17 protein-coding genes are annotated in these 24,017 nt (G+C 66.5%); 8 read left to right on the top strand and 9 right to left on the bottom strand.

Going from position 1 to position 24,017, the window contains the following annotated elements; all coding sequences use genetic code 11:
* Positions 1 to 498: 498 nt before the first annotated feature.
* Positions 499 to 2,112, bottom strand: a complete 1,614-nt coding sequence (locus XnspCFBP7698_RS06455) for a HAMP domain-containing sensor histidine kinase (protein WP_047695066.1) — start codon at positions 2,110 to 2,112, stop codon at positions 499 to 501.
* A gap of 232 nt (positions 2,113 to 2,344) precedes the next feature.
* Here XnspCFBP7698_RS06455 and sucC point away from each other — a divergent pair, with 232 nt between their 5' ends.
* On the top strand, positions 2,345 to 3,514 hold the full coding sequence (gene sucC / locus XnspCFBP7698_RS06450; protein WP_039405518.1) for an ADP-forming succinate--CoA ligase subunit beta: 1,170 nt from the start codon (positions 2,345 to 2,347) through the stop codon (positions 3,512 to 3,514).
* A gap of 24 nt (positions 3,515 to 3,538) precedes the next feature.
* Entirely contained in the window at positions 3,539 to 4,414 is an 876-nt protein-coding gene (gene sucD / locus XnspCFBP7698_RS06445; RefSeq protein WP_005921370.1) for a succinate--CoA ligase subunit alpha, read from the top strand.
* Between the two features lie 30 nt (positions 4,415 to 4,444).
* Here the strand turns inward: sucD and XnspCFBP7698_RS06440 are convergent, their stop codons facing one another.
* Positions 4,445 to 4,714 (bottom strand): hypothetical protein, encoded by a 270-nt coding sequence (locus tag XnspCFBP7698_RS06440; protein WP_123137324.1) that lies wholly within the window; start codon positions 4,712 to 4,714, stop codon positions 4,445 to 4,447.
* A 238-nt stretch (positions 4,715 to 4,952) separates the two neighbouring features.
* Between XnspCFBP7698_RS06440 and XnspCFBP7698_RS06435 the strand changes: the two genes are divergently transcribed.
* Both XnspCFBP7698_RS06435 and XnspCFBP7698_RS06430 read left to right on the top strand, forming a co-directional pair.
* The gene (locus tag XnspCFBP7698_RS06435) at positions 4,953 to 5,345 is read left to right on the top strand and encodes a DUF559 domain-containing protein (RefSeq protein WP_184388242.1); all 393 of its coding nucleotides are present in this window, start codon (positions 4,953 to 4,955) and stop codon (positions 5,343 to 5,345) included.
* 1 nt (position 5,346) lies between these two features.
* Positions 5,347 to 6,987, top strand: coding sequence for an NAD+ synthase (locus tag XnspCFBP7698_RS06430; RefSeq protein WP_047695069.1), 1,641 nt, complete (start codon positions 5,347 to 5,349; stop codon positions 6,985 to 6,987).
* Between the two features lie 148 nt (positions 6,988 to 7,135).
* Here XnspCFBP7698_RS06430 and XnspCFBP7698_RS06425 read toward each other — a convergent pair whose 3' ends face one another.
* Positions 7,136 to 8,017 carry an outer membrane protein assembly factor BamD gene (locus XnspCFBP7698_RS06425; RefSeq protein WP_104579921.1) on the bottom strand — a complete coding sequence of 294 codons (882 nt, stop codon included), beginning with the start codon at positions 8,015 to 8,017 and terminating at the stop codon, positions 7,136 to 7,138.
* 120 nt (positions 8,018 to 8,137) lie between these two features.
* On the opposite strand from XnspCFBP7698_RS06425, the gene rluD reads away from it, so the two are divergent.
* The 4 genes from rluD to XnspCFBP7698_RS06405 all read left to right on the top strand — a co-directional run bounded on the left by rluD (position 8,138) and on the right by XnspCFBP7698_RS06405 (position 10,958).
* Complete coding sequence (rluD, locus tag XnspCFBP7698_RS06420; RefSeq protein WP_104579920.1) at positions 8,138 to 9,133, top strand: 23S rRNA pseudouridine(1911/1915/1917) synthase RluD; 996 nt, start codon at positions 8,138 to 8,140, stop codon at positions 9,131 to 9,133.
* A 1-nt stretch (position 9,134) separates the two neighbouring features.
* Complete coding sequence (gene pgeF / locus XnspCFBP7698_RS06415) at positions 9,135 to 9,950, top strand: peptidoglycan editing factor PgeF (protein WP_104579919.1); 816 nt, start codon at positions 9,135 to 9,137, stop codon at positions 9,948 to 9,950.
* Positions 9,951 to 9,970: 20 nt separating this feature from the next.
* Positions 9,971 to 10,477 carry a DUF4166 domain-containing protein gene (locus XnspCFBP7698_RS06410; RefSeq protein ID WP_104579918.1) on the top strand — a complete coding sequence of 169 codons (507 nt, stop codon included), beginning with the start codon at positions 9,971 to 9,973 and terminating at the stop codon, positions 10,475 to 10,477.
* 97 nt (positions 10,478 to 10,574) lie between these two features.
* Positions 10,575 to 10,958 (top strand): thiol-disulfide oxidoreductase DCC family protein, encoded by a 384-nt coding sequence (locus tag XnspCFBP7698_RS06405; RefSeq protein WP_052077045.1) that lies wholly within the window; start codon positions 10,575 to 10,577, stop codon positions 10,956 to 10,958.
* A 438-nt stretch (positions 10,959 to 11,396) separates the two neighbouring features.
* Here XnspCFBP7698_RS06405 and XnspCFBP7698_RS06400 read toward each other — a convergent pair whose 3' ends face one another.
* From XnspCFBP7698_RS06400 to XnspCFBP7698_RS06375, 6 genes are all read right to left on the bottom strand, one after another.
* Complete coding sequence (locus tag XnspCFBP7698_RS06400; RefSeq protein ID WP_104579917.1) at positions 11,397 to 13,265, bottom strand: methyl-accepting chemotaxis protein; 1,869 nt, start codon at positions 13,263 to 13,265, stop codon at positions 11,397 to 11,399.
* Positions 13,266 to 14,099: 834 nt separating this feature from the next.
* The gene (locus XnspCFBP7698_RS06395; RefSeq protein WP_179455795.1) at positions 14,100 to 16,535 is read right to left on the bottom strand and encodes a membrane-bound PQQ-dependent dehydrogenase, glucose/quinate/shikimate family; all 2,436 of its coding nucleotides are present in this window, start codon (positions 16,533 to 16,535) and stop codon (positions 14,100 to 14,102) included.
* Positions 16,536 to 17,326: 791 nt separating this feature from the next.
* Positions 17,327 to 18,694: an alpha,alpha-trehalose-phosphate synthase (UDP-forming) gene (otsA, locus tag XnspCFBP7698_RS06390; RefSeq protein ID WP_039405569.1), complete on the bottom strand. Its 1,368-nt coding sequence runs from the start codon at positions 18,692 to 18,694 to the stop codon at positions 17,327 to 17,329.
* On the bottom strand, positions 18,691 to 20,469 hold the full coding sequence (locus XnspCFBP7698_RS06385; protein WP_104579916.1) for a glycoside hydrolase family 15 protein: 1,779 nt from the start codon (positions 20,467 to 20,469) through the stop codon (positions 18,691 to 18,693). Before XnspCFBP7698_RS06385 ends, otsA begins: the two co-directional genes overlap by 4 nt.
* A 45-nt stretch (positions 20,470 to 20,514) precedes the next feature.
* Positions 20,515 to 21,273, bottom strand: coding sequence for a trehalose-phosphatase (gene otsB / locus XnspCFBP7698_RS06380; RefSeq protein WP_104579915.1), 759 nt, complete (start codon positions 21,271 to 21,273; stop codon positions 20,515 to 20,517).
* Positions 21,274 to 21,473: 200 nt separating this feature from the next.
* Positions 21,474 to 23,909 (bottom strand): TonB-dependent receptor, encoded by a 2,436-nt coding sequence (locus XnspCFBP7698_RS06375; protein ID WP_047695078.1) that lies wholly within the window; start codon positions 23,907 to 23,909, stop codon positions 21,474 to 21,476.
* Between the last annotated feature and the right edge of the window lie 108 nt (positions 23,910 to 24,017).

The raw sequence follows: 24,017 nt of genomic DNA, 5'->3' as shown, positions 1-24,017 counted from the left end.
TCGGGCTCAACGATTCACTTGGTGCGCGCAGCTCGACTGCGCTTCATCGCTGTGAGACTTGGCGGCAGCGTGGGCAGCGTGTGCAGAGCCCACGCTGCGGAAGAGCCGGTGCTTTCCAACGCTGGGTCAGTCCACCTCCGCAAGGGACGTGCGGGCGCGAGCCATTTCAGGCTGCACCACTCGGGCCGGACCTGTGTCGCGCGATGCCGCGCGGTCAGCGCTGGCTTTGCTCGTTGGCCCGATCACCGCCTCGCGGATGCGCAGGAACGGATGCGCAACACGCGCTGCAACTGGCGCGAACTGCGCTCGGGCGGCAGCCCTTCGGCCCTGGTCTGGCGCAGCGAGAGGTGCGGCCATCGCTGCAGCTCAAGTGCCCAACGCGGCAAGGTGTAGTCATCGTCTGCGGCCATCGACGCCTGCGGCACTGACGATGCCCGGCACTGCGAACCAGCCAATCCCGCCAGCCGGACGTGCGCATGTCGCTTCTTACCGTCCTGCTTATTTCCCGAGCAAGCCGTTGGGTGCCTGCAGGACGATCCGGAAACAGGCGCCGCCACCCGGCACCGAGACATAGTCCAGTTGTGCCTGGTTGGCGCGGCACAGCTCCTGGGCGATGTACAGGCCTAGCCCCGTGCCATGTTCGGAGGTGGTATAGAACGGGCGGAACAGTTGTGCGGCAACGGTTTCCGGAATGCCCGGGCCGCGGTCGATCACGTCGATCACTGCGGTGCGCTCCAGGCGTTCGACGCGCAGCTTCACCCGCGCCGGTTCGTCCAGCACCCGGCCGTACTTGAGGGCGTTGTGGACCAGGGCGGTGAGGATCTGGTGCAGGTGCTTGGGGTCGACCAGGGCATGCACAGAGCTGCCCTGGATGCTGGCTTCCAGGATGTCGGTTTCCATCGATAGCGTCTGCCGGTACTCGACCACGAAGCGACGCACGAACGCGGCCAGGTCCAGATTCTCCGGGCTGGCGCGTTCGCGCCGGGCCAGGCCGAGCACGCTTTCGACGATGCCGTTGGTGCGTTGGCACTGCTGGTGGATGATCTGCAGCAGCCGGCGGTCGGCGTCGCCGATGTCCGGCGATTCTTCCAGCAGCTGGGAGGCGTAGCTGATCGCCGCCAGCGGGTTGCGGATTTCGTGCGCCAGGCTGGCAGAGAAGCGGCCCATCGCCGACAGGGTCAGCGATTCGGCGCGGCGCGAGACCACCGTGGCATCGTCCAGGAACACCAGCACCAGGTCGCTGTCGGCCAGCAGGCGGACGAAGCGTGGCTGCACCTCGGGGCGGTCGGCGCCGAGCTGCAGTGGCGCTTCCTCCTGCCGCCAGCCGCTGCGCCAGCGTTGCAGCCGGCGCGCCAGTTCCGGGGTGAGCGCGGCCAGCGACAGGTCGGTCGGTGCCTTGCGCTGGTCGCCATCGCCCAGCAGCGCCAGCGCCGCTTCGTTGGCCAGGCTGATGTGATTGTGCGCATCCACCACCAGCACGCCGGTGCGCATGCGCCGGATGATCAACTCGTTGATCTCGTACAGATTGGCGACCTGCGCGCCGCGTTCTTCCGCCAGCACCTGGTTGCTGCGCGCGCGCGAGGCGATCTGTTCGCAGATGAAGGCCACCGCGACGTAGCTGGTGGCGAACATGGCCAGCTCGGCCAGCGGCCGGGTGGCGCCGCCGCCTTCGAGCAACGTCCACAGGTATTCGAGCACCATGCCGCTGCTGGCGAGTACCGCGATGCCCATGCCGTAACGCAGCCGCAGCAGGATCGAGGCGGCCGCCACGTTGAACAGCAGCATCATCGCGATGCCCGCACTGGCACCAGGCAGGGCATGCGTGGCCAGGGTCGCGGCCAGGATATCGGCGATCACCGCACACAGGACGGTGGCGGTCAGCCGGCGTTCGTTGCGGCCCCAGAACAGCAGCGGGATGGCCAGGCACAGGTAGCCGATCGCCACCGCCGCGCCCAGCCGGGGGTAGCGCGGCTCCGGGATGGCGTCGGACAGGGGGCTGAACACCAGCGCGGCGATCAGGCCGGCCACCAGCACCCGGTACAGCGAGAAGAAGTACAGCTCGCGCTGCGGCGCGGACTGGATCCGGTCGATGAGCGATGCGCTGGATGCCAAGCCGATTCCCCGCCGTAACAAGCCGCGAGTATAGGCAGGTGCGGCGGCATGCACAGCGTGTGCACACATTGCCGGGCGGCGCGCAAGCTGTGCGATTGCTCGGCCAATTCCGGCGAATTTTGCGCCGCACGGCGTGGTCGGCCACAATAGGCGGCCCGTTCGCGTCCCATGACGTGCCGCCTAGGCGGACTGCGTTGCACGCAGCGGTCGTTTCCTTTTCCCACGGTGACGCATGAATTTCCACGAATACCAGTCAAAACAGCTGCTTGCCGAGTACGGCATCCCCGTTCCGGCCGGCAAGGTCGCGGCGACCCCGGACGAAGCGGTTGAAGTCGCCAATTCCCTGGGCCAGGGCCCCTGGATGGTGAAAGCGCAGATCCACGCGGGCGGCCGCGGTAAGGCTGGCGGCGTCAAGTTCTGCAAGACCACCGACGATGTGAAGGCCGCAGCGGCCAAGATGCTCGGCACCAAGATGTCGACCTACCAGACCGCCGGCGTCGAGCTGCCGATCAACCTGGTGCTGGTGACCACCGCCGGCGAGATCGTCAAGGAGCTGTACCTGTCGATCCTGGTCGACCGCGGCACCAAGACCATCACCTATATCGCCTCGTCCGAGGGTGGTGTGGAGATCGAGCAGGTGGCGGCCGAAACGCCGGAGCTGATCCACTCGCTCAACGTCGATTTCGTCGAAGGCGTGCAGGGCTACCACGGCCGCGATTTCGGCTTCAAGCTCGGCCTGAACGCCAAGCAGGCCGGCCAGTTCGCCAGCATCATGGTGAATCTGTACCGCCTGTTCAACGAAAAGGACCTGGCGCTGGTTGAAATCAACCCGCTGGCGATCCTGGACGACGGCAACCTGTACGCGCTGGACGGCAAGTTCGACAGCGACGACAACGCCGCGTTCCGTCAGAAGCAGCTGGTCGCCATGCGCGACAAGACGCAGGAAGACGAGACCGAAGTGACCGCTTCGGAGCTGGACATCAACTACGTCACCATGGACGGCAACATCGGTTGCATGGTCAACGGCGCAGGCCTGGCCATGGCCACCATGGACGTCATCAAGCTCAATGGCGGCGAGCCGGCGAACTTCCTGGACGTGGGCGGCGGTGCCAACAAGCAGCGCGTCATCGAGGCGTTCAAGCTGATCCTGTCCTCGGACAAGGTCGAAGGCATCTTCGTCAACATCTTCGGCGGCATCGTCCGCTGCGACATGATTGCCGAAGGCATCATCGCCGCGGTCAAGGAAGTGGGCGTCAAGGTTCCGGTCGTGGTGCGCCTGGAAGGCACCAACGTGGAAGAAGGCAAGCAGCTGCTGCGCGACAGCGGCATGGCCATCATCCCGGCCGACAACATCAACGACGGTGCCAAGAAGGTCGTCGAAGCTGTCAAGAACGCCGCCTGATTCACGACACCGAAGGAACTATCCATGTCCGTTTTGATTAACAAGAACACCAAGGTGATCGTGCAGGGCTTCACCGGCCAGCAGGGCACCTTCCACGCCACTCAGATGGTCGAGTACGGCACCCAGGTCGTCGGCGGCGTGACGCCCGGCAAGGGCGGCACCACCCATATCAATCTGCCGGTGTTCAACACCGTTGCCGATGCGGTCGAGGCCACCGGCGCCGATGCATCGGTGATCTACGTGCCGCCGCCGTACGCGGCCGACGCGATCCTGGAAGCGGCTGCGGCCGGTATCAAGGTCATCGTGTGCATCACCGAAGGCATTCCGGTGCTGGACATGCTGCGCGTCAAGAACGTGCTGACCCGCTCGCATCCGGACACCGTGCTGATCGGGCCGAACTGCCCCGGCGTGATCACCCCGGGCGAGTGCAAGATCGGCATCATGCCGGGCCACATCCACAAGCCGGGCAAGATCGGCATCGTGTCGCGTTCGGGCACGCTGACCTATGAGGCGGTCAAGCAGACCACCGAAGTGGGCCTGGGCCAGAGCACCTGCATCGGCATCGGTGGCGACCCGATCAATGGCCTGAACTTCGTCGACTGCCTCAAGCTGTTCAACGAAGACCCGCAGACCGAAGGCATCATCATGGTCGGCGAAATCGGTGGTGACGCCGAGGAAGCCGGTGCCGAGTACATCAAGAACCACGTCAAGAAGCCGGTGGTCGGCTTCATCGCCGGTGCCTCGGCGCCGGCCGGCAAGCGCATGGGCCACGCCGGTGCGATCGCATCGGGCGGCAAGGGCACTGCCGAAGGCAAGTTCGCGGCGATGGAAGCCGCCGGCGTCAAGACCGTCCGTTCGCCGGGCGATCTGGGTGCGGCGATCGCTGCGCTGGTGAAGTAAGCACGTCCCGCGCGCGTACGCGTGTGAGCGTTAGAGAGGCCGCCTTCGGGCGGCCTTTTTTGTGGGTGTTTGGAAGCGTTCCCTCATCCGCCCTTCGGGCACCTTCTCCCGCAGGCGGGAGAAGGAAGCAACAGCAAGAGCAATAGCAAGAGCAATAGCAAGAGCAATAGCAACAGCAAGAGCAACAGCAAGAGCAACAGCAAGAGCAACAGCAAGAGCAACAGCAAGAGCAACAGCAAGAGCAACAGCAAGAGCAAGAGCAAGAGCAAGAGCAACAGCAAGAGATGCTGCTGGGATCATGGTCCAAGAAATGCCGGGCCGATCGTTGCCTGCTTGATAGACAGAGCACGTCACGGCCACGCAACTTTCGCAGCTCAACCCCCGCCGGCTGCGACATCCCCTCTCCCGCTTGCGGGAGAGGGGTAGGGGTGAGGGCAGCCTCCCTCGCGGCGATCTCCCACGCCAAAGCGCCATCAACACCGATAGCGCCACCCGGGCGGCGCAAGCCATCTTGGCCATCCTCCTGCCGGAAATGTCCATGCGCCACGCCGCCAAGACCGGATTCGCCAAACACCTGCGTCGTGAAATGACCGCCGCCGAGCGCGCGCTGTGGTATCGGTTGCGAGATCGACGCCTGCTCGGCTTCAAGTTCCGGCGTCAGTTTCCCGTAGGGCCCTATATCGTCGATTTCGTCTGCCTCGCCCGGGCGTTGATCGTCGAAATCGACGGTAGCCAGCACCTGCTGCCCGGCGCGGACGCCACGCGCGATGCCTTCCTGCGCTGCGAGGGCTTCCAGGTGCTGCGCTTCTGGAATAATGCAGTTCTGGCCAGCGGCGACGACGTCTGCGAGATGATCGCGCGGGGTCTGCTTGCGGCTCGTTCCTCCCTTCCCGCTTCCGTGCTTCGGAAAACACACGCACAAGGCCGTTGACATGTCCCAGACGCTCCGCATCGCCATGGCCCAGTTCGACTTCCCGGTCGGCGCGGTGGCCCAAAACACCGATCGCATCATCGACTTCATCGCAGCCGCACGCGACGAGTTCGATGCGGACATCGTGCTGTTTCCCGAACTGGCGATCAGCGGCTACCCGCCGGAAGACCTGCTGCTGCGTCCGGGGTTCCTGGCGCATTGCGAGCAGGCGCTGGCGCGGATCGCCGCCGCCACGCGCGGCATCGTGGCGGTGGTCGGCTGGCCGCAGAGTGCCGGCAGCGTGGTCTATAACGCGGCCAGCGTGTTGCGCGACGGGCGCATCGAGGCGACCTACCGCAAGCGCGAATTGCCCAACTATGCGGTGTTCGACGAGCGCCGCTACTTCGACGTGGATCCGGATGGCGACAGCTGCGTGGTCACGGTCAAGGGCGTGCAGGTGGGCGTGGTGATCTGCGAGGACCTGTGGTTCGCCGAGCCGCTGGCCAAGACGGTGCAGGCCGGCGCCGAGCTGGTGCTGGTGCCCAACGCCTCGCCGTACGAGCGCGGCAAGCATGCCCAGCGCGATGCGCTGCTGGCCGAGCGCACCCGCGAGAGCGGGGCGGCGATTGCCTACCTCAACGTGGTCGGTGGACAGGATGCGCTGGTGTTCGACGGCGCGTCGGTGGTGGCCGATGGCAACGGTACAGTGCACCCGGCCGCCGCCGCGTTTGTGGATCAATGGCTGGTGGTGGATTACGCGGCCGGCGAGCGCAGCTTCACCCCGGTGGTGTGGGTGGACGACGGCGACGAAAGCATGGACGCGCTGGCGTGGCGTGCGGTGGTGCGCGGGCTGCAGGACTATTGCCGCAAGAACGGTTTCAGCAAGGTGTGGCTGGGCCTGTCCGGCGGCATCGATTCGGCGCTGGTGCTGGCGATGGCGGTGGATGCGCTGGGCGGGGAGAACGTGACCGCTGTGCGGCTGCCCTCGCGTTATACCGCCAACCTGTCCAACGACCTGGCCGACGAGCAATGCCGCGCGCTGGGCGTCAAACTGGAAACCATCGCGATCGAGCCGGCGTTCGAGGGGCTGCTCGCCGCGCTGGGGCCGATGTTCGAGGGCACCCAGCCGGACATCACCGAGGAAAACCTGCAGTCGCGCAGCCGCGGCGTGATCCTGATGGCGTTGTCCAACAAGTTCGGCGGGCTGTTGCTGACCACCGGCAACAAGAGCGAATACGCGGTGGGCTACGCCACCATCTACGGCGACATGTGCGGTGGCTATGCCCCGCTCAAGGACCTGTACAAGACCGAAGTGTTTGGCCTGGCCAAGTGGCGAAACACCGTGGGCGGCGCGCCGGTGATTCCGCCGGCGGTGATCGCGCGCCCGCCCTCGGCCGAGCTGCGCGACAATCAGACCGACCAGGATTCATTGCCGCCGTACGACGTGCTGGACGGCATCCTGTATCGCTATGTCGATCAGGAGCAGTCGCGCGATGACATCGTCGCTGCCGGATACGCGGCCGACACGGTGGAGCACGTGCTACGCCTGGTGCGGCTGAACGAGTGGAAGCGTCACCAGGCTGCGCCGGGGCCGAAGGTATCGCGGCGTGCGTTCGGGCGCGAGCGGCGCTACCCGATCACCAACGGCTATAGCGGGCAGTAGCGCTCCCAAGGCCCTGTTGCAGCAATGTCGTAGAACTGGCTGCCGGCGCGCGCGTGGCGGCGGCCTCCCTCACGCCCGGCAGGACCTGCCCAATAAAACAAAGGGGCCTTGCGGCCCCTTGTTGTGCTTCACGCGACGGTCGAAAATCTCAGTCGCGATTCATCTGTGCGTTGCGCTGTCCGGTGGCGGCGGACTTCTCGCCAGCGAACGGGTTGAGCTTGCGGATGGCCCAGGGGTACTTCGGCCAGTTGCCGGTCAGCCACGGGTGCTGCGGGCTGTTGAGCTCGAGCACACGGCGTGCGTCGGCGGCCAGGGTCTTGTTGCCCAGGTGCGTGTAGGCCTCGGCAAGTACCGCGACGGCGTCGTATTGATAGGCGCTCTGCGGGTAGGTTTCCAGCAGGTAGTTGGCACGGCCGGCCGCCGACACCCACGCGTTGCGGCGCAGGTAATACAGCGCGTTGTCCAGCTCATGCTGGGCGAAGATGTCGCGCAGCTCGATCATGCGCTTGCGCGCATCGGCGGCGTAACGGCTGTTCGGGTAGCGGTCGGTGACGGTGTTGAAATCGTTGTAGGCCTGCTGCGGCGAGGACAGGTCGCGGCGGCTCGGGTCCAGCGACCACACCCGGCGCAGGAACACCGTGTCGCGGTTGCTGTTGGCCAGCCCGCGCAGGTAGTAGAGATACGAGATGTTGCGATGGGTCGGGTAGGTCCGGATGAAGCGGTCGACGCTGGAAACGGTGTCGTCGTGCTTGCCGGCCTTGTACTGCGCGTAGGCGGTTTCGATCATCGCCTGCTCGGTGTAGGGCCCATACGGGTACTGGGCGATCAGCCGCTTGTAGCTGGCTTCGGCGCCGGCCCAGTTGCCTTTCTCCATCAGGCCATGGCCCTTGCCATAGAGCTGCTCGACCGGCATGCCCTCGTCGGGATTCTTGTCCTTGGCGCCGCGGTGGCAGCCGGTGACGACGAACGCCATGACCAGCATGAGGGCAATCAGGCGCGCAGGCGCGGAAAACGTGGACCGTCGGATCATGGGTCTGGGCAGGACGCATCAGGAAAACGAAAGCGCGATGATAGCCTAGTGGCCTGTCCGGCGACTGACTCCTGCCGTCCGGACCCCCAAATTCCCGTTTTTGCCTGAGTGCCCGTGTCCATGTCCGACCCCTCCGCCGACTTCACCGACCCGTCCATCCGTCAGGCCACCGTGCCCGACAGCGCCGCAGGGCGCCGTTTCGATGCGGTGCTGGCCGAGCTGTTTCCCGAATTCTCGCGCTCGCGGCTGGCGGAGTGGATCAAGTCCGGCGATGCGTTGCTGGATGGCGAAATCGCGCGACCGCGCGACAGCCTGCGCGGCGGCGAGAGCGTGCAGCTGCAGGTGGTACTGGAAACCCAGACCCACGCTGCGCCGCAGGACATCCCGCTGAACGTGTTGTACGAGGACGACCAGGTGCTGGTGATCGACAAGCCGGCCGGCCTGGTGGTGCATCCGGGCGCGGGCAACCCGGACGGCACCCTGGTCAATGCGCTGCTGTTCCGCGACCCGGCGCTGTCGGCGGTGCCGCGCGCCGGTGTGGTGCACCGCCTGGACAAGGACACCAGCGGCGTGATGGTGGTGGCGCGCACCGTGCAGGCGCAGACCGCGCTGGTGGAGCAGCTGTCTGCGCGCGACGTGCATCGCCAGTATCTGGCGGTGGTGGTCGGTGCGCTGGTGTCCGGCGGCACCGCCAATGCGCCGATCGACCGCCATCCGCGTGATCGCCTGAAGATGGCCGTGCGCGACGACGGCCGCGATGCGGTCACCCATTACCGCCTGCGGGAGCGCTTCCGGGCGCATACCGCGCTGGAATGCCGTCTGGAAACCGGGCGCACCCATCAGATCCGTGTGCACATGGCCCACCTGAAATCGCCGATCGTCGGCGACCCGCTGTACGGCGGCGCGCTCAAGCTGCCCAAGGGGGCCACCGACGCGCTGGTGCACGAGCTGCGGACCTTCAAGCGGCAGGCGTTGCACGCCGAAACCCTGGAATTCCTGCATCCGGTCAGCGGCCAGCCGGTGCGCGCCACCGCGCCGGTGCCGGCCGATCTGCAGCGCCTGATGACTGCCCTGCGCGAGGACAGCGCACGCGCGGCCGAACTGGCGCGTCGCTGAAGTGACCGTGTCCGCGCCGTTCGTCCTGCCCGCCGACTGGCCGGCGCCCCCACGCATCCGGGCCCTGACCACCTTGCGCTACGGCCTGGGCGAATCGGTGCCCCCGTTCGACACGCTCAATCTGGGCAACCGCAGCAGTGCCCAGGGCGATGCGCCCGAGCGGGTGCAACGCAATCGGGCGCTGCTGGCGGATGCGCTGGCCTTGCCCAGCGCGCCGTGGTGGTTGCGGCAGGTGCACGGTGTCGAGGTCTTGCGGGTGGAGACGCCACCGCCCGGGTTGGTGGGGCAGGCAGGCGGCGGCGGCGATGCAGTGCCGGGCGCGCACGAGCCCAGCGCCGATGCGGCGGTGACCGCGGTGCCGGGCGTGGTGCTGGCGATCCTGACCGCCGATTGCCTGCCGGTGGTGCTGGCTGCGCGGGATGGCAGCGAGGTGGCTGCCGCCCATGCGGGTTGGCGCGGGCTGGCCGACGGCATGCTGGAGCGCAGCGTGGCCGCCATGCGCACGCCTGCAGCACAGGTCATGGCGTGGCTGGGACCGGCGGCAGGGCCAGACATGTACGAGATCGGCGAAGACGTGTTCAACGCCTTCGTCGGCGACGACGCGCAGGCGCAGGTGGCGTTTGTCGCTACCCGTCCGGGCCATTGGCGGGTGGATCTGTATGCGCTTGCGCGGCAGCGCCTGCAGCGTGCCGGCGTGCCGGTTGCGGCGATTCATGGCGGCGGGCTGTGCACCATTGCCGATGCCGGGCGCTTTTTTTCGCATCGCCGCGATCGCCGCAGCGGGCGCATGGCCACGCTGGCCTGGATCGCGCCCTGAGCACGCCACTGTTCGCGCAGGTGCTGGGCCAGACCGCATTCGCGCAATTGCCCGCGCCGGTGCGGGCGCTGCATTCGGTGCAGCAGCGCCAGACCTTCGCCGGCAGGGCGCAGATCCAGCGCGGGCGCCATGCCCTGGTGCCGTTGCTGGCGCTGCTGAGCCGCTTGCCACGCAGCGGCACGGTCGCTGTGGACGTGGAGTTTCTGGTCGATGCACAGGGCGAGCGCTGGCATCGCCGGTTTGACGGCCTGCCGATGCATTCGAGGTTATGGCGGCATGGCCGCGCTCTGCGCGAGCACCTTGGCGCGGTCCGGTTCGAGTTCGCGCTGCACGCCGATGCCGACGCGTTGTACTGGCAGGCGACCGGCGTGTGGGCGTTTGGCTGGATTCCGCTGCCTGCACGCTGGTTCGAGCAGGTGCGCTGCCGCGAGCATGCCGACACCGGCCGCTACGGATTTTTCGTCGACGTGCACCTGCCGCTGGTAGGGCCGTTCATTCGCTACGAGGGCTGGCTTGAACCGCGTTGATCCGCCGGGCGTTGAACGCGCTCACCTGGAGCCGGCGTGCCCGGAGCCGCCTCGTGGGGCGCCGCCCGGCGGGGAGCCACGCGCTGCGCCCGCAACCATCGTGTTCGATGGCGTGTGCCTGCTCTGCAACGGCTGGGTCAAATTTCTGTTGCGCCACGATCGACGCGGGCGCTATCGCTTTGCGGCGATGCAGGGCCAGGCCGGGCGCGCGTTGTTGCAGCAGCACGGGCTGGATCCGGACGACCCGCTGTCGTTCCTGCTGGTCGATGCCGACGGTGCGTGGACCGACAGCGATGCGATCGTGCGGGTGCTGTCCGGGTTGGGCGGCGCCTGGCGGCTGGCCACGGTGGTGCGCGTGCTGCCGCGCGGTGTGCGCGACATCGGCTACCGCCTGATCGCACGCAACCGCTACCGCTGGTTCGGTCGCACCGAGCACTGCATGCTGCCGACCCCGCAGCAGCGCGAGCGGTTTCTGGACTAGCGCCCCAGCTAGGCGCAGGAGCGCACCTGGGCGCGATCAGGCATTACCGATAAAGCTCCGTCGCGCCCGGGTGCGCTCCTACGACTGCGCGCTGATTTCTATGATGGCTTGTCGATACGAAGTGCTGTTCGCCGCGTGCGTTGGATCTGTGGTGGCGGACAGGCACGCCTGTTTGGTGTAGGAGCGCACCTGGGCGCGATCGGGCATTACCGATAAAGCTCCGTCGCGCCCGGGTGCGCTCCTACGACTGCGCGCTGATTTCTATGATGGCTTGTTGATACGGAGTGCTGTTCGGCCGCGTGCGTTGGATCTGTGGTGGCGGACAGGCACGCCTGTTTGGCGTAGGAGCGCACCTGGGCGCGATGCGGCATTACCGGGAAAGCTTGGTCGCGCCCGGGTGCGCTCATACGGTGATTCTGCGCGTGGGGTGACGGCGGCTTACGCGGCTGCGTGTTTGAAGCTTGCGTGCACTGCTTTCGGGTTGCCGCTGTGCGCGGCCTGCAGGCGGAAGATCGACACCGCATCGGCCAGTTCCACTGCCTGCTCTTCCAGGCTGCGCGCGGCAGCGGTGGCTTCTTCCACCAGCGCGGCATTGCGTTGGGTCACTTCGTCCAGCTGCGCCACGGTGCGGTTGACCTGCTCGATGCCGCTGGACTGCTCGGCGCTGGCCGAGGTGATCTCGCTCATGATGTCGGTGACGTGTTTGACCGAACCGACGATCTCGCGCATGGTCGCGCCGGCGCGGTGCACCAGGCCCGAGCCCAGTTCCACCTTGTCGGTGGAATCGGCGATCAGCGTCTTGATCTCCTTGGCGGCATCGGCCGAGCGCCGCGCCAGGGCACGCACTTCCGAGGCCACCACCGCAAAGCCGCGGCCCTGTTCGCCGGCGCGCGCAGCTTCCACCGCGGCGTTGAGCGCCAGAATATTGGTCTGGAACGCGATGCCGTCGATGACGCCGATGATCTCGCCGATCTTGCGAGAGGCGGTGCTGATCTGGCTCATGGTGGCGACCACGTCGTCCATCACCTGGCCGCCGCTCTGGGCGACGTCACCGGTGCCCACGACCAGGCGATTGGCCTGCAGCGCGCTTTCGGCATTCTGCTTCACGGTGGAGGTGAGCTCCTCCATGGAGCTGGCGGTTTCTTCCAGGTTGGCGGCCTGTTGTTCGGTGCGCTCGGACAGGTCGGTATTGCCGGCGGCGATTTCCACCGCGGCCTGGCGGATGGTGTCGGACGCGGTCTGGATGCCGCCGATGATCTCGGTCAGGCGGCTTACGGTCTGATTGGTGTCGTCGCGCAGGCGCGCAAAGATGCCGTGCGCGTCGCCCTCCACGCGCTGGGTGAGGTCGCCTTCGGCCAGTGCACCGATCACGCGCGCCAACGCGGCCAGGTGGGTTTCCACCGAGTCGTAGATGCGGTTGATGCCCTGCGCCAAAGACAGCAACACCCCATCCATGCCATTGATCTGCATGCGCCGGCTGAAATCGCCGGCTGCGGCGGCATCGATGATCTGGATCAGCGCCTGCTCGGCGTTGACCTGTGCGGTGACGTCCATCCACTGCGCAATGGTGCCGAGCTTGGTGCCGTCGGCCGCGATGATCGGGCTGTACACGAAGTCGATCTGGCGGCCGAAGAACGGCGCACGCACGGCCTTGGAGGCAGTCAACGCACGCATGCGGTCGATCGCGGCCTGGCTGTCCGGATAGATGTCGCCAATGCTGCCGCCAACGAAACCTTCGGCGTGGAAGCTGGGGCGGAAGCTCTGCACGTCCGGCTCGATCAGCTTGAGCATCGCGAGCAGTTTGCGGTTGGCGAACAGCACCTGGCCGTCGTCGTCGGCGATGCGGATCATGGTGTCCAGATCGTCGAGGGCCTTGATCACGAACTGGCCGTGGCGCAGGCCTTGTTCCATCACATCGAGGCGGATGGCGAGCTTGTCCTGGGTGTCCTGCAAGGCGTGCAGCAGCGGCGCCAGTTCGCCGGAGGCGCTGCGCAGGTTCAGGCGGTGGAAGCGGCCTTCGCCGATTGCGATGACCGCGCGCACGGCCTGTTGCAGCTGCACGTTGCTGCGACGTCGCGCCCACCACCACAGGCCTGCGCTGGCCGCGCCCAGCACCAACAGCGCGGGGAGCAGCTTCGTCAGGGCGCTTGCCAGACCGCCGGGCACCAGTGTGGCGGCGTAGAGCGTCAGCAAGGCCAGCAAGCCGATCTGCGCAGCGGCGGGCAGCCCGGCAGCCCAGCGGGTGCGCGCGACGTCGGGGCCGGCCGATGGGCGGGCAACGTGGGCGGCATCATGTGAAGGCGACATAGGCTGAGTCCAACTAGGTGATCTGAGGGAATGGATCGGTGTCCGGCAGTGCGTGGCTGCAAGGGGGGTATCGGCGGCTGAGCCCGAATCATGATGGCGTGAAGGTACCGTTTGTCGGAATAAGGCCGAGCAGACCGTAAAGTGCTGGAAATCCTTGATTTGGAAGCGGTTTCAGTCATTGTCGAGGCCGCAGCAGCGGACGGGGGATGTGTTTGCGCTAACATCAAAATGTAAATATCGGGTGAAATCACGATGTCGCTCCGTGCCGTTCGACATCGTCCGGCAGAGCATCGTTGATGGTGTGCCGCGCGCTTTGGATCGGTCGAGCCACATTCCTGCAGCGCTTGCAGTGCGTGGCCCGGTAGTGCCGACCGGCTTGTGACGCGGCAGCGGTGCGTACCCGACGCCCGATGCGGATACGGCAACGTATCGGTCCGCTGAATCGGGGGCGAGGTGCAGGGATGAGCCGGAGCGCGCCAAGCGCCTGGCCTGCGGCTGGCAACAGGCTGCGTGGCGTCCGCGGCCATCGCGCCTGGCACTGCATCGACCGGGGCGACGGGCAGGGCGGTTGCTGCTGGCGGAGGTGCGACGGCGGTGCCATCCAATGCCTACAGGCGCGGCGACATGCAGCCGACCTTGCGTCGCCGGGGCCTGCAACTGCTGCGCGGCAACGTGCAAAGGCCCACCAGAATGACGTCGGGCAGATGGCATGGCCACGCTGCTCTCGCACCCGAGCCCATGAAGCAATGCATCCGCTCGGTGCGGCAGACCCACAAAAAAACCGGCCGTCTCACGACGGCCGGCTTATGTGTCACTGCATCGTCCGGCAGGCGCTTATTTCGCCGGCGCGGCCGGCGCATCGTCCGGCAGGGCCCAGGCGATCACGCTGTCGCCGGACTTGGTTTCCATGCGGTCGTGCCCACCCACGGCGGCCACGATGTACTGCTTGCCATCGATGGTGTAGCTCAGCGGGGCCGCCTGCGGGCCGGCCGGCACGCGGGTCTCCCAGACCTGCTTGCCGGTGCGGGTGTCGAAGCCGCGCAGGAAATCGTCCAGCGTCGCGCCGATGAAGGTCACGCCGCCAGCGGTGGTCAGCGAGCCGCTGTTGTTGGGCGTGCCGATCTCGAACTTGGTCTTGGACGGGATGCCCATCGGGCCCTGGTCGTAACCGGTGCCCAGCGGACGGCGCCACAAGACCTGCTGGGTACGCAGGTCCACGCCGGCGATATAGCCCCACGGCGGTGCCACGCACGGCGTGTTGAGTGGCGACATCCAGGGCTCCTTGCGGGCGCCGTAGGCCAGACCCTTCTGCGCCATGTAGCCCGGCGTCTTGCTCTTGCCGTCGAACACCGACACCACGCCCAGCTCGTCCATCTTTTCGCGGGTGTAGACCTGCAGGGTGTAGGGCAGGCGATTGCTGTTCATCACCATGATGCCGCGCTGCAGATCGACCGAGACGCCGCCCCAGTTGATGCCGCCGTGGTTGCCGGTGAAGGCCAGCGAACCCTGCAGGGTCGGCGGGGTGAACATGCCTTCGTAGCGCAGTTGCTTGAACTGGATACGGCAGGCCAGCTGGTCGAACGGCGTCATGCCCCAGGCATCGGATTCGATGATGGTTTCGAACTCACGGCTCGGCGCGCCCACGGTGTTGGGCATGCCCGGCGAGATCGGCTGGGTGGCAGCGGTCCAGTCGCCATGATCGGTGCCCTGCGGCACCGGGATCTGCTTGACCGGCATGATGGGCTCGCCGGTGGCGCGGTCCAGCACGAAGACCTGGCCGGACTTGGTGGCCTGGATCACCGCAGCACGCGTGCCGCCGCCAGCCACCGGCCAGTCGACCAGGTTCGGCTGCGGGCCGATGTCGTAATCCCACAGGTCGTGGTTGACGGTGCGGAAGTGCCAGCGCTCCTTGCCGGTGGCCGCGTCCACGGCCACCAGCGAGGCGGTGTATTCCTCGTCCTGCGGGGTGCGGCCCTTGCCGAAGAAGTCGCCGGAGGCATTGCCGGTGGGCAGGTAGACCAGGCCCAGCTCATCGTCGGCGGCCATCAGCGACCACACGTTCGGGGTCGAGCGGGTGTAGGTCTGGCCGGCCGGCGGCTCGGCGGTGATTGCCGGGTTGCCCAGGTCCCAGGCCCAGCGCAGCTGGCCGGTGAGCGCATCGAAGCCACGCACCACGCCCGACGGTGCATCGCCTTCCTGGCCGTCACGCACCTGGCCGGTCGGCTGGATCACCACGCCGCGCATCACCACCGGCGGCGAGGTCGGGCCGACGAAGCCCGGCTTGGTGTTGCCGGTGCCGGCATTCAGATCCACATAGCCGTTGTTGCCGAAGCTGGCGCACAGTTTGCCGGTCTGCGCGTCCAGCGCACCCAGGCGGCCATCGACCATCGGCCAGAAGATCCGCGTCGGGCACTCGGCGGTGCCTTCCGGCGCCTGGTAGTACGACACACCACGGCAGGTGGTGGCGGCCACGCCAGCCATCGCCTTGGGATTGGTCTGCGGATCGAAGCGCCAGCGCTCCTTGCCGTTGGCGGCTTCCACCGCGATCACCTTCTGGGTGGGCGTGCAGATGTAGAGCAGGTCGCCGACCTTGAGCGGGGTGTTCTGGAAGGCGTAGCCCAGCTTGGAGTCCTTCGGCTTCAGGTCGCCGGTGTGGAACTCCCAGGCAATCTTGAGGTTCTTGACGTTGTCCGGGGTGATCTGGGCGCCTGGCGTGTAGTGGTTGGACAGGTTGGAGCCGGCATAGGCGGTCCAGTTGCTGGCGTCGTGATTGGCCGCCACATTGCCGTCCGGGCTGGGTACGCTGCCGCGGCTGAAGGCGGTCGGGTTGGCGGCCTGCTTGGAGGCATCGGCCAGCTCGACATTGCGCGGCAGGAACAGCGGCCACAGGATCAGGCCGGCGCCCAGCACCGGCAGCACGCCGGTGACGACGGCGTAGCCGACACCGGACAACGGCTGCATGCGGCGACGCGCCACGCCCCAGAACGGCAGCAGCACCAGGCCCAGTACCGAAATCCAGGCCAGACGCGGGACCAGGCCCCAGCCGTCCAGGCCCACTTCCCACAGCGCCCAGGCGATCGTTGCAGCCAGCGTGGCGCCAAACAGCCACAGGCCGGCGCGCTTGCCCAGTGCCAGCAGCACACCGGCTGCCAGCAGGGCGATGCCCGCCAGCAGGTAGTACCAGGAACCACCGACGGCCACCAGGCGGCCGCCTTCGTAGGCGAGCACCGCACCGAGCACGGCGATCACCACCGCATAGGCCACCAGCAACCAGGTGCCTAGCCCACGTTTTGAGGATTGATCAGTCATTTTGAGATGTCAGGAAGGACTTGGGGCCGCACCGGGCGACAAGTCGTGGAGGGAGAGAGGTCGCCCGTTGGCACAGGGCTGCCGGCGACCTGGATATGAACGCGCAGCCCCTCCCAGGGTCCTCAGCGCTACTCATGTGAATATTTTAGACCTCCACGCGCTGCCTGTCCGTGACGGAATGGGAACCACCGTTCCAACCTGCACGCCGGGTGCACCGGATTTGCATGGAAGTCGAGGACCCCAACGCGGTGTGGTCACCCATCGGGTCGATGACCAGCGCCTACTCCGGGGGGATGGTGGCTGCAAGCATCGCTGGCTATAGCACCAGCGTCGGGAAGGCGTCGAATCGTTTGATCCGGCGGTGGTCATGCTTGAGGCCCCGCGTTGTCGCGTTTTGGAGACAACCGTCGGAGGCCTTCGTCAGCCGTCCCCTCATCCGCCCTTCGGGCACCTTCTCCCGGTGGGAGAAGGGAGCGGTATCGCATCGGGCTCCTTCTCCCGGAGGGGAAGGGAGCGCTATCGCATCGGGCACCTTCTCCCGGTGGGAGAAGGGAGCGCTATCGCATCGGGCACCTTCTCCAGGAGGGGAAGGGAGCGCTATCGCATCGGGCACCTTCTCCCGGAGGAGAAGGGAGCGGTATCGCGTGCGTGTCGTGCAGCGGATGGCAAATGGCGCGGGCTCCGCTGCAACACCGCAACAGCACTTTCGCCCCTTATCGGCCCTGCAGTGCCTTCAGCTGCAGGAAGAGAGATCAGACGTCGGCCAGGGCCTGCAGATAACGCTGGCGCCAATCGTTGATGTTGTTCTTGCGCAGATGATCCATCATCGCGCGCCACCGCTCGATACGCGTTGCCAGCGGCATGCTGGCCGCCGTCGCGATTGCATCGGCCACACCGTCCAGATCGTGCGGATTGACCAGCAGCGCTTCCTTCATCTCGTCGGCTGCACCTGCCAATAGCGACAGCACCAGCACGCCGGGGTTTTCCGGATCCTGCGCCGCGACGAATTCCTTGGCGACCAAATTCATGCCATCGCGCAGCGGTGTGACCAGACCCACCGACGCGGCGCGATAAAAGCCGGTCAGGGTGGCATGGCTGAAGTTCTGGTTGACGTAGCGCAACGGCGTCCAGTCCGGGCCCGCATGCCCACCGTTGATATGTCCGGCAATCTGTTCCAGCTGCCCGCGCAACTGACGATATTCGGCCACATCGCCGCGCGACACCGGTGCGATCTGCAGATAGGTGAGGCTGCCGGATTGGTCCGGATAGCGCTCCAGATAGCGCTCGAATCCCTGGAAGCGTTCCGGCAGGCCCTTGGAGTAATCCAGCCGATCCACGCCGATGGCCAGCTGCCGACCGCGCAGGCTCTCGCGCAGGTCGCGTACCGCCTGCTTGCCGACTGCTGCCTTGGCCTGGGTGGCGATCAGATCGGTGTCGATGCCGATCGGGAACGACGATGCGGTGAAGCGGCGCCCGCCCGGACCTTCCACCAGATCGCCTTCCAGGATGCGCCCGCCACCGAACAGGCGCACATAGGCCTTGAAGCGTTCTGCATCGCGCTGGGTCTGGAAGCCGACCAGATCGTAGGCATAGAAGGTGCTGAACAGGCGCGCGTGATCGGGCATGGCCTGCACCAGATCTGCCGAGGGCATCGGCACGTGCAGGAAGAAGCCCATCTTGCAGCCCACCCCCAGCTCGCGCAGCATCGCGCCCAGCGGAATCATGTGGTAATCGTGGATCCACAAGGTGTCGCTGTCTTTCAGCAACGGCGCCAGTTTTTCCGCGAACAGGCGGTTGACGCGCATATAGCCTTCGCGCGTGGCGCGGTCGTAATCGACCAGGTCCAGGCGGAAGTGCAGCAGCGGCCACAACGTGCGATTGGCGAAGCCGTTGTAGTACGAATCGATGTCGCGCTTGTTGAGGTCCATGGTGACGAACTTGATGTCACCTTCGGTCTGCTCGTGCATGCCGCCGCTGTCGCCGCGCACGGTCTTGCCGCTCCAGCCGAACCACACGCCGCCGCGCTCCTTGAGCGCTGCCAACAACCCGACCGCCAGACCGCCTGCGCGATTTTCGCCAGGCACTGCAACACGATTGGATACCACTACCAAACGACTCATGACGCCTCCTGCCAGCTCCGCGACAAGCGCATCGCTGCGATGATCAAACCGACATGCGAATAGGTCTGAGGGAAGTTGCCCCAGGCTTCGCCGTCTTCGAACGATAGATCTTCCGACAGCAAGCCGAGGTGATTGCGGCGCGAGAGGATGCGCTCGAACAATTCACGCGCCTCGTCCTTGCGCCCGATCGCGGCCAGCGCATCGATGTACCAGAACGTGCAGATGGTGAAGCTGGTTTCCGGCTCACCGAAGTCATCCGGTGCGATATAGCGGTACAGCGCATCGCCATGCTTGAGCACGCGGCCAACGACTTCAACCGTGCGCACGAAGCGGGTGTCGTCGTTGGCCACGATGCCGATATCGGCCAGCAGCAACAACGAGGCATCCAGCCGATGGCCGCCGAGGGTATCGGTGAAATGGCCGTGTTCGTCACTCCACGCCTCGGTCAACACGCGTTCGCGGATGCTGTCGGCGCGTTCGCGCCAGTACGCCACGCGCTCCGGCAGCACCAATCGGTCGGCGATCTTGGACAGGCGGTCACACGCAGCCCAGCACATCGCGGCGGTATAGGTGTGCACTTCGGCGCGGCCGCGGAATTCCCACAAGCCGGCATCGGGCACGTTGTGCAGCGCGTAGGCACGCTCGCCCAGCGGCTCCAGCCGGCGGAAGGTGTCGGCATCGCCCTGGTCCTTCAGGCGCAGGTCGAAGAACAGCTGGGTGGAGGCCAGCACCACGCTGCCGTAGACATCGTGCTGCTGCTGGATCCAGGCCAGGTTGCCGCGTCGCACCGGACCCATGCCGCGGTAACCGTCCATGGTGTCGACTTCATGCTCTTCCAGCTGCGACTCGAAGCCGATGCCGTACAGCGGCTGCATGGTGCCGTCGCTGGTGGCGATGTTGAAGATGTAGCCGATGAACTGCTCCATCGTGCGGGTGGCGCCGAGCCGGTTGAGTGCACGCACCACGAAGGCGGCATCGCGCAGCCAGCAGTAGCGGTAGTCCCAATTACGCGGGGTATTGGGCGCTTCCGGAATCGAGGTGGTCATTGCGGCGATGATGGCGCCGCTGTCTTCGTACTGGCACAGCTTGAGCGTGATGGCGCTGCGGATCACCGCTTCCTGCCAGTCCAGCGGGATGGACAGATAGCGTACCCATTCACGCCAGTATTCTTCGGTGCGTTCCTGCGCTTCCTGCACATAGCCGGTGAGCGAGCGGGTCAGCGACTCGTCCACGCCCAGCACCAGGCTCACCGGATGGCTGAGCACGAACGGCAGCCCGTCGCGGACGAAGCGTACCGGCACGTCGGTGGTCAGGCGCAGGGTGAACTCCGGCAGCACCCAGCGGATATGGTTGCTGCCCCAGGTGGTGTCCGGCGTGCGGCCGCCCCAGTCGGCCAGCGGGCGCGCGCGCACCACGATGCGCGGGTTGCCGGCCAGCGGGCGGATCTGCCGGATGATGCTGACCGGCCGATAGAAACGGCCGTTATTACGCCAGCGCGGAGCGAAGTCGATGACTTCCACCTCGCCGCCGTGGCGATCGCGCAAGACGGTGCGCAAGACGGCGGTATTGGGCAGGTAGTGCTGCTCGCTGCTGGCGAAGTCTTCCAGCTCCACGGCAAAGTCGCCGCCTTCGGTCTTGGGCGAGAGCAGCGTGCAAAAGGCGGGATCGCCATCGAAGGCGGGCAGACAGCTCCACACCACGCGTGCCTGCCGATCGACCAATGCGCCAAAGCTGCAATTGCCGATGACGCCCAGATCCAGGTTTGGCTCGGTCATGAAGTGCAAACGTTCCTGTAGTGACGAAAGGAGGCGCGCCTGCGGTTATGCGGTGCGCGCGTTGTGTTGCAGCCAGGCGTGCACGGCGGCGGTACCTGCAACGCGGAAGCGCGCGCTGGTCTGCGCACGATCGCCGACCAGCACGCTCCACCCGCCCAGGCGATTGGCCGCCTCGAAGCCGAATTCGTCGGTGAGGTCGTCGCCGACGAACACCGGGGTGCGGCCGGCGAAGGCGCCTTGCTGCATCAGCTGTTCAACGGCCAGGCCCTTGTTGCTGCCTTCGGGCACGAACTCGACGACATGGTCTCCGGGCTGCAGGCGATAGCCGGGCAGCTGGGCGATTTCCTGCTGCGCAAATGCCAGCACGTCGGGGCCGGCAAGCGGTTGCGCGCGCCAATGCAAGGCCACGCTGACGCCCTTGTCTTCGACCAGGACGCCCGTGTGCGTGTGCGTGAGTGCAGCGGCCCGCTGATGCAGGCCATGCAGAAAGGCGGAGGTGTCCTGCGGCATGGCGGCGCGCGCATCGACGTCGCTGCGCAGTTCATGTCCGTGCAGGCCGGCAGCCGGGAGCACCAGCGGCGCGAACAAGGCGTCGAGCTGCGACAGCGGTCTGCCGCTGACCAGCGCCACCGCGCCGTTGAGGCGATCGCTCAGGCGCCCGATGGCCACGCGGACCTCGGGCAGCAGCCGCACAGCCTCGGGGCTGTCGGCAAAGTCGATGAGGGTACCGTCCACGTCCAGAAACAATGCGCAGGCATCGTCCAGCAATGGCGGCGAGGGAAGGGGGGAGTGCACGTCAGCCATCGCGCTAGTGTGCGCAAGGCAGTGTGATATTCAGGTTATGCAACGGCGGCTGCCATCCTTCTCCCATCGGGAGAAGGTGCCCCGAAGGGGCGGATGAGGGTACGTGCGAAGCCTCGCGCAGTTTGAACGCCGTAAGGGCTTCGCCCCCGTACCCTCACCCCAACCCCTCTCCCGAGGGGAGAGGGGCTTAACGCTCTTGCTCAGAACGAGTACCGCACCCGCCCATACCAGTACGCGCCATTGCTGCCGATCGGCGAGAGCACGTCGTAGGGCAGGTTGCCGAAGTAGGCGATGTCGTCGATGGAGCGGTCCGAGTAGTTGTCCAGGATGTTCTGCCCGCCGATGGCCAGCGTCCAGTGCGTGCCCAGGTGATATTCGGCTTCCAGGTCCAGCTGCCACTCCGCGCCGTAGGTCTGACGCGGCACGAAGCCGCCACCGAAGTCGAACACGCGGGTGGCGCTGCCGTAGCGGTTGACGCGCGTCTGCAGGTTCCAGCGTTCGTTGCTCCAGTTGGCAGCGAGCGCGGCACGGGTGCGCGGTGCGGCATCGGTGAGCGTATTGCTTTCTTCCACGCCGAACAGCACGTAGTCCGGGTTCAACGCCAGCACCTGCGCCGGGGTGGCGATGATGTTTTCCAGTTCGGTCTTGGCGTAGCTGTAGGTGCCGGTGAGCAGCAGGTCGCCGCCGAAGGCGTACTGGCGCCAGTTGGCGACCAGCTCGGCGCCGCGGGTGCGGGTGTCGGCGGCATTGAGGAAGTAGCTGGCGCTCTGCACGCCGGTGACGCCGAAGTTCTGCTGCACGAAGCTGGTCAGCGCATCGCCGGTGATGTCTTCGGACAGCGCGATGCGGTCGTCGATATCGATCTGGAAGAAATCCAGCGACAGGTCGAAGTGATCGCCCAGCTTGCTGGTGAAGCCCAGGCTGTAATTGACCGACTTTTCCGGCTTCAGGTCGGTGGCGCCGAGCGCGCGGGCGATGGGGTTGTTGACCGACAGCAGGCGGCCCTGGGTGAGCCGGCCGGCGGCGTCGTAGCCGGTGGAGGTGGCTTCGTAGCCGATCTGGCTGAGCGAGGGCGCACGCACGTTGTTGGAGATGGCGCCGCGCAGGGAAAACGCCGGGGCGAACGCATAGCGCGCAGCCAGCTTGCCGGTCCACTGGCTGCCGAAATCCTGGTAATGCTCGTAGCGGCCGGCCAGGTCGGTGGAGAACTTGTCGCCGAACTGGCTGGACACGTTGGCGTAGGCGCTGGCCACGTTGCGCGACAGGTCGGCTTCGTCCTGCGGGGTGAGCCCGCCGCCGGCCTGCGAGCCGGTGGGCCGGTCGGTGAACGGGCCGGCGGCGTAGCTGGCCGGGTCGCCGGCATGGGTGCGGTACTGCTCGCGGCGGAACTCGGCGCCGGTGCCGAAGGTATGGGTGCCGCCGGCCGCATCGAACACGCGGGTCAGGTCCAGGTTGCCCACCGTCTGCGAAAACGCAAAGTCGCCGGTCTTGAAGCGTGTGGTGCTGGTGGGGCCGAGCGAGGCATTGAGCGAATTGCGCAGGCGGTAGGTGAAATCGTTGCGGCCGTGGTTGACGCTGGCGTCATAGTCCCAGTTGCCCCACTGCCCACGCGCACCGGCGACGATCTGCAGGTCGCGGTTTTCGCCTTCGGAAATCGGCCGGTAGCCGTTGGGGTAGATCTCGCGCCAGTTGGCGCTGCTGTCCGGGTAACGGAAGTAGTTGGCGCCTTCGGTGTCGCGCTGGTTGTAGGTGCCGAAGGCGTAGAACTCGCCGCTGTCGCTGAAGGGGACCTTGGTGTTGAGCCAGGCATTCAAGCCCTTGGTGGCGCCGTCGCCGAGCACGTAATTGCGCTGCCCGGCCAGCGCCAGGTTGGCCGGGGTCTGCTCCTCGAACGGCGGGATCTGGTCGAAGCCGGCGCGGTTGGTCGCCTCGCGGTTCTTCAGCTCCAGGCCCACCTTGAAGAAGCCGCCGTCATCGCCGAGCAGCGAGCCGACCTTGGCGCTGGCGTAGCTGGTCTGGCCGTCGGTGACGCGGCGATTGATCGGTTCCACATCGGTGTTGTAGGCGCCGAAGCTGGCTTCCAGCTCGCCGCGTTCGGGGTTGTCGTCCAGGATCACGTTGATCACCCCGGCAATGGCATCGGAGCCGTATTGCGCGCCGGCGCCGTCGCGCAGCACCTCGATGCGCTTGATCGCGTTGATCGGGATGGAATTGAAATCCACCGGCGTGGTGCCCTTGCCGATCTTGCTGTCGGTATTGACCAGCGCCGAGGTGTGGCGGCGCTTGCCGTTGACCAGCACCAGCACCTGGTCGGGCGAGAGCCCGCGCAGCTGGGCGGCGCGGATGTGGTCGGCGCCGCCGGAGTTGGACTGGCGCGGGAAATTGAACGAGGGCAGCAGCGCCTGCAGTGCGCTGCCCAGTTCGCCATTGACCACGCCGGCCTTGCGGATGTCTTCGGCGGTGAGCACGTCCACCGGCACGGTCGATTCCAGCACGGTGCGGTCGCTGGCCCGGGTACCGGTGACGATCACGGTGTCCAGGGTGGTGGCGCCGGGGTCGGCCTGCTGGGCCTGCGCATTGGCGCTCAGTGCCGCGGCCACTGCCAGGCCGATCACCGAAAGGGTGGGGCGGGTCATGCTCTCTCTCCTGCAACTGCAACGCGCCACGCGGTTGGCATCCGGCCGGGCTGGGGCGCAAAGGGTTCGGATTGTCCACATTCATCCGGATGGAGAGATATTATCGCG

Source organism: Xanthomonas sp. CFBP 7698, assembly GCF_003600855.1.
Taxonomy (GTDB): domain Bacteria; phylum Pseudomonadota; class Gammaproteobacteria; order Xanthomonadales; family Xanthomonadaceae; genus Xanthomonas; species Xanthomonas cannabis.
This window is presented reverse-complemented; position numbering and strand designations above follow the sequence as displayed.

Bases quoted from the DNA above. Each gene is read 5' to 3' on its own strand.
- sucC (WP_039405518.1), top strand. From the start codon at position 2,345: ATGAATTTCCACGAATACCAGTCAAAACAGCTGCTTGCCGAGTACGGC.
- sucD (WP_005921370.1), top strand. From the start codon at position 3,539: ATGTCCGTTTTGATTAACAAGAACACCAAGGTGATCGTGCAGGGCTTC.
- XnspCFBP7698_RS06440 (WP_123137324.1), bottom strand. From the start codon at position 4,714: ATGATCCCAGCAGCATCTCTTGCTGTTGCTCTTGCTCTTGCTCTTGCT.
- XnspCFBP7698_RS06435 (WP_184388242.1), top strand. From the start codon at position 4,953: ATGCGCCACGCCGCCAAGACCGGATTCGCCAAACACCTGCGTCGTGAA.
- XnspCFBP7698_RS06430 (WP_047695069.1), top strand. From the start codon at position 5,347: ATGTCCCAGACGCTCCGCATCGCCATGGCCCAGTTCGACTTCCCGGTC.
- XnspCFBP7698_RS06425 (WP_104579921.1), bottom strand. From the start codon at position 8,017: ATGATCCGACGGTCCACGTTTTCCGCGCCTGCGCGCCTGATTGCCCTC.
- rluD (WP_104579920.1), top strand. From the start codon at position 8,138: ATGTCCGACCCCTCCGCCGACTTCACCGACCCGTCCATCCGTCAGGCC.
- XnspCFBP7698_RS06400 (WP_104579917.1), bottom strand. From the start codon at position 13,265: ATGTCGCCTTCACATGATGCCGCCCACGTTGCCCGCCCATCGGCCGGC.
- otsA (WP_039405569.1), bottom strand. From the start codon at position 18,694: ATGAGTCGTTTGGTAGTGGTATCCAATCGTGTTGCAGTGCCTGGCGAA.
- XnspCFBP7698_RS06385 (WP_104579916.1), bottom strand. From the start codon at position 20,469: ATGACCGAGCCAAACCTGGATCTGGGCGTCATCGGCAATTGCAGCTTT.
- otsB (WP_104579915.1), bottom strand. From the start codon at position 21,273: ATGGCTGACGTGCACTCCCCCCTTCCCTCGCCGCCATTGCTGGACGAT.
- XnspCFBP7698_RS06375 (WP_047695078.1), bottom strand. From the start codon at position 23,909: ATGACCCGCCCCACCCTTTCGGTGATCGGCCTGGCAGTGGCCGCGGCA.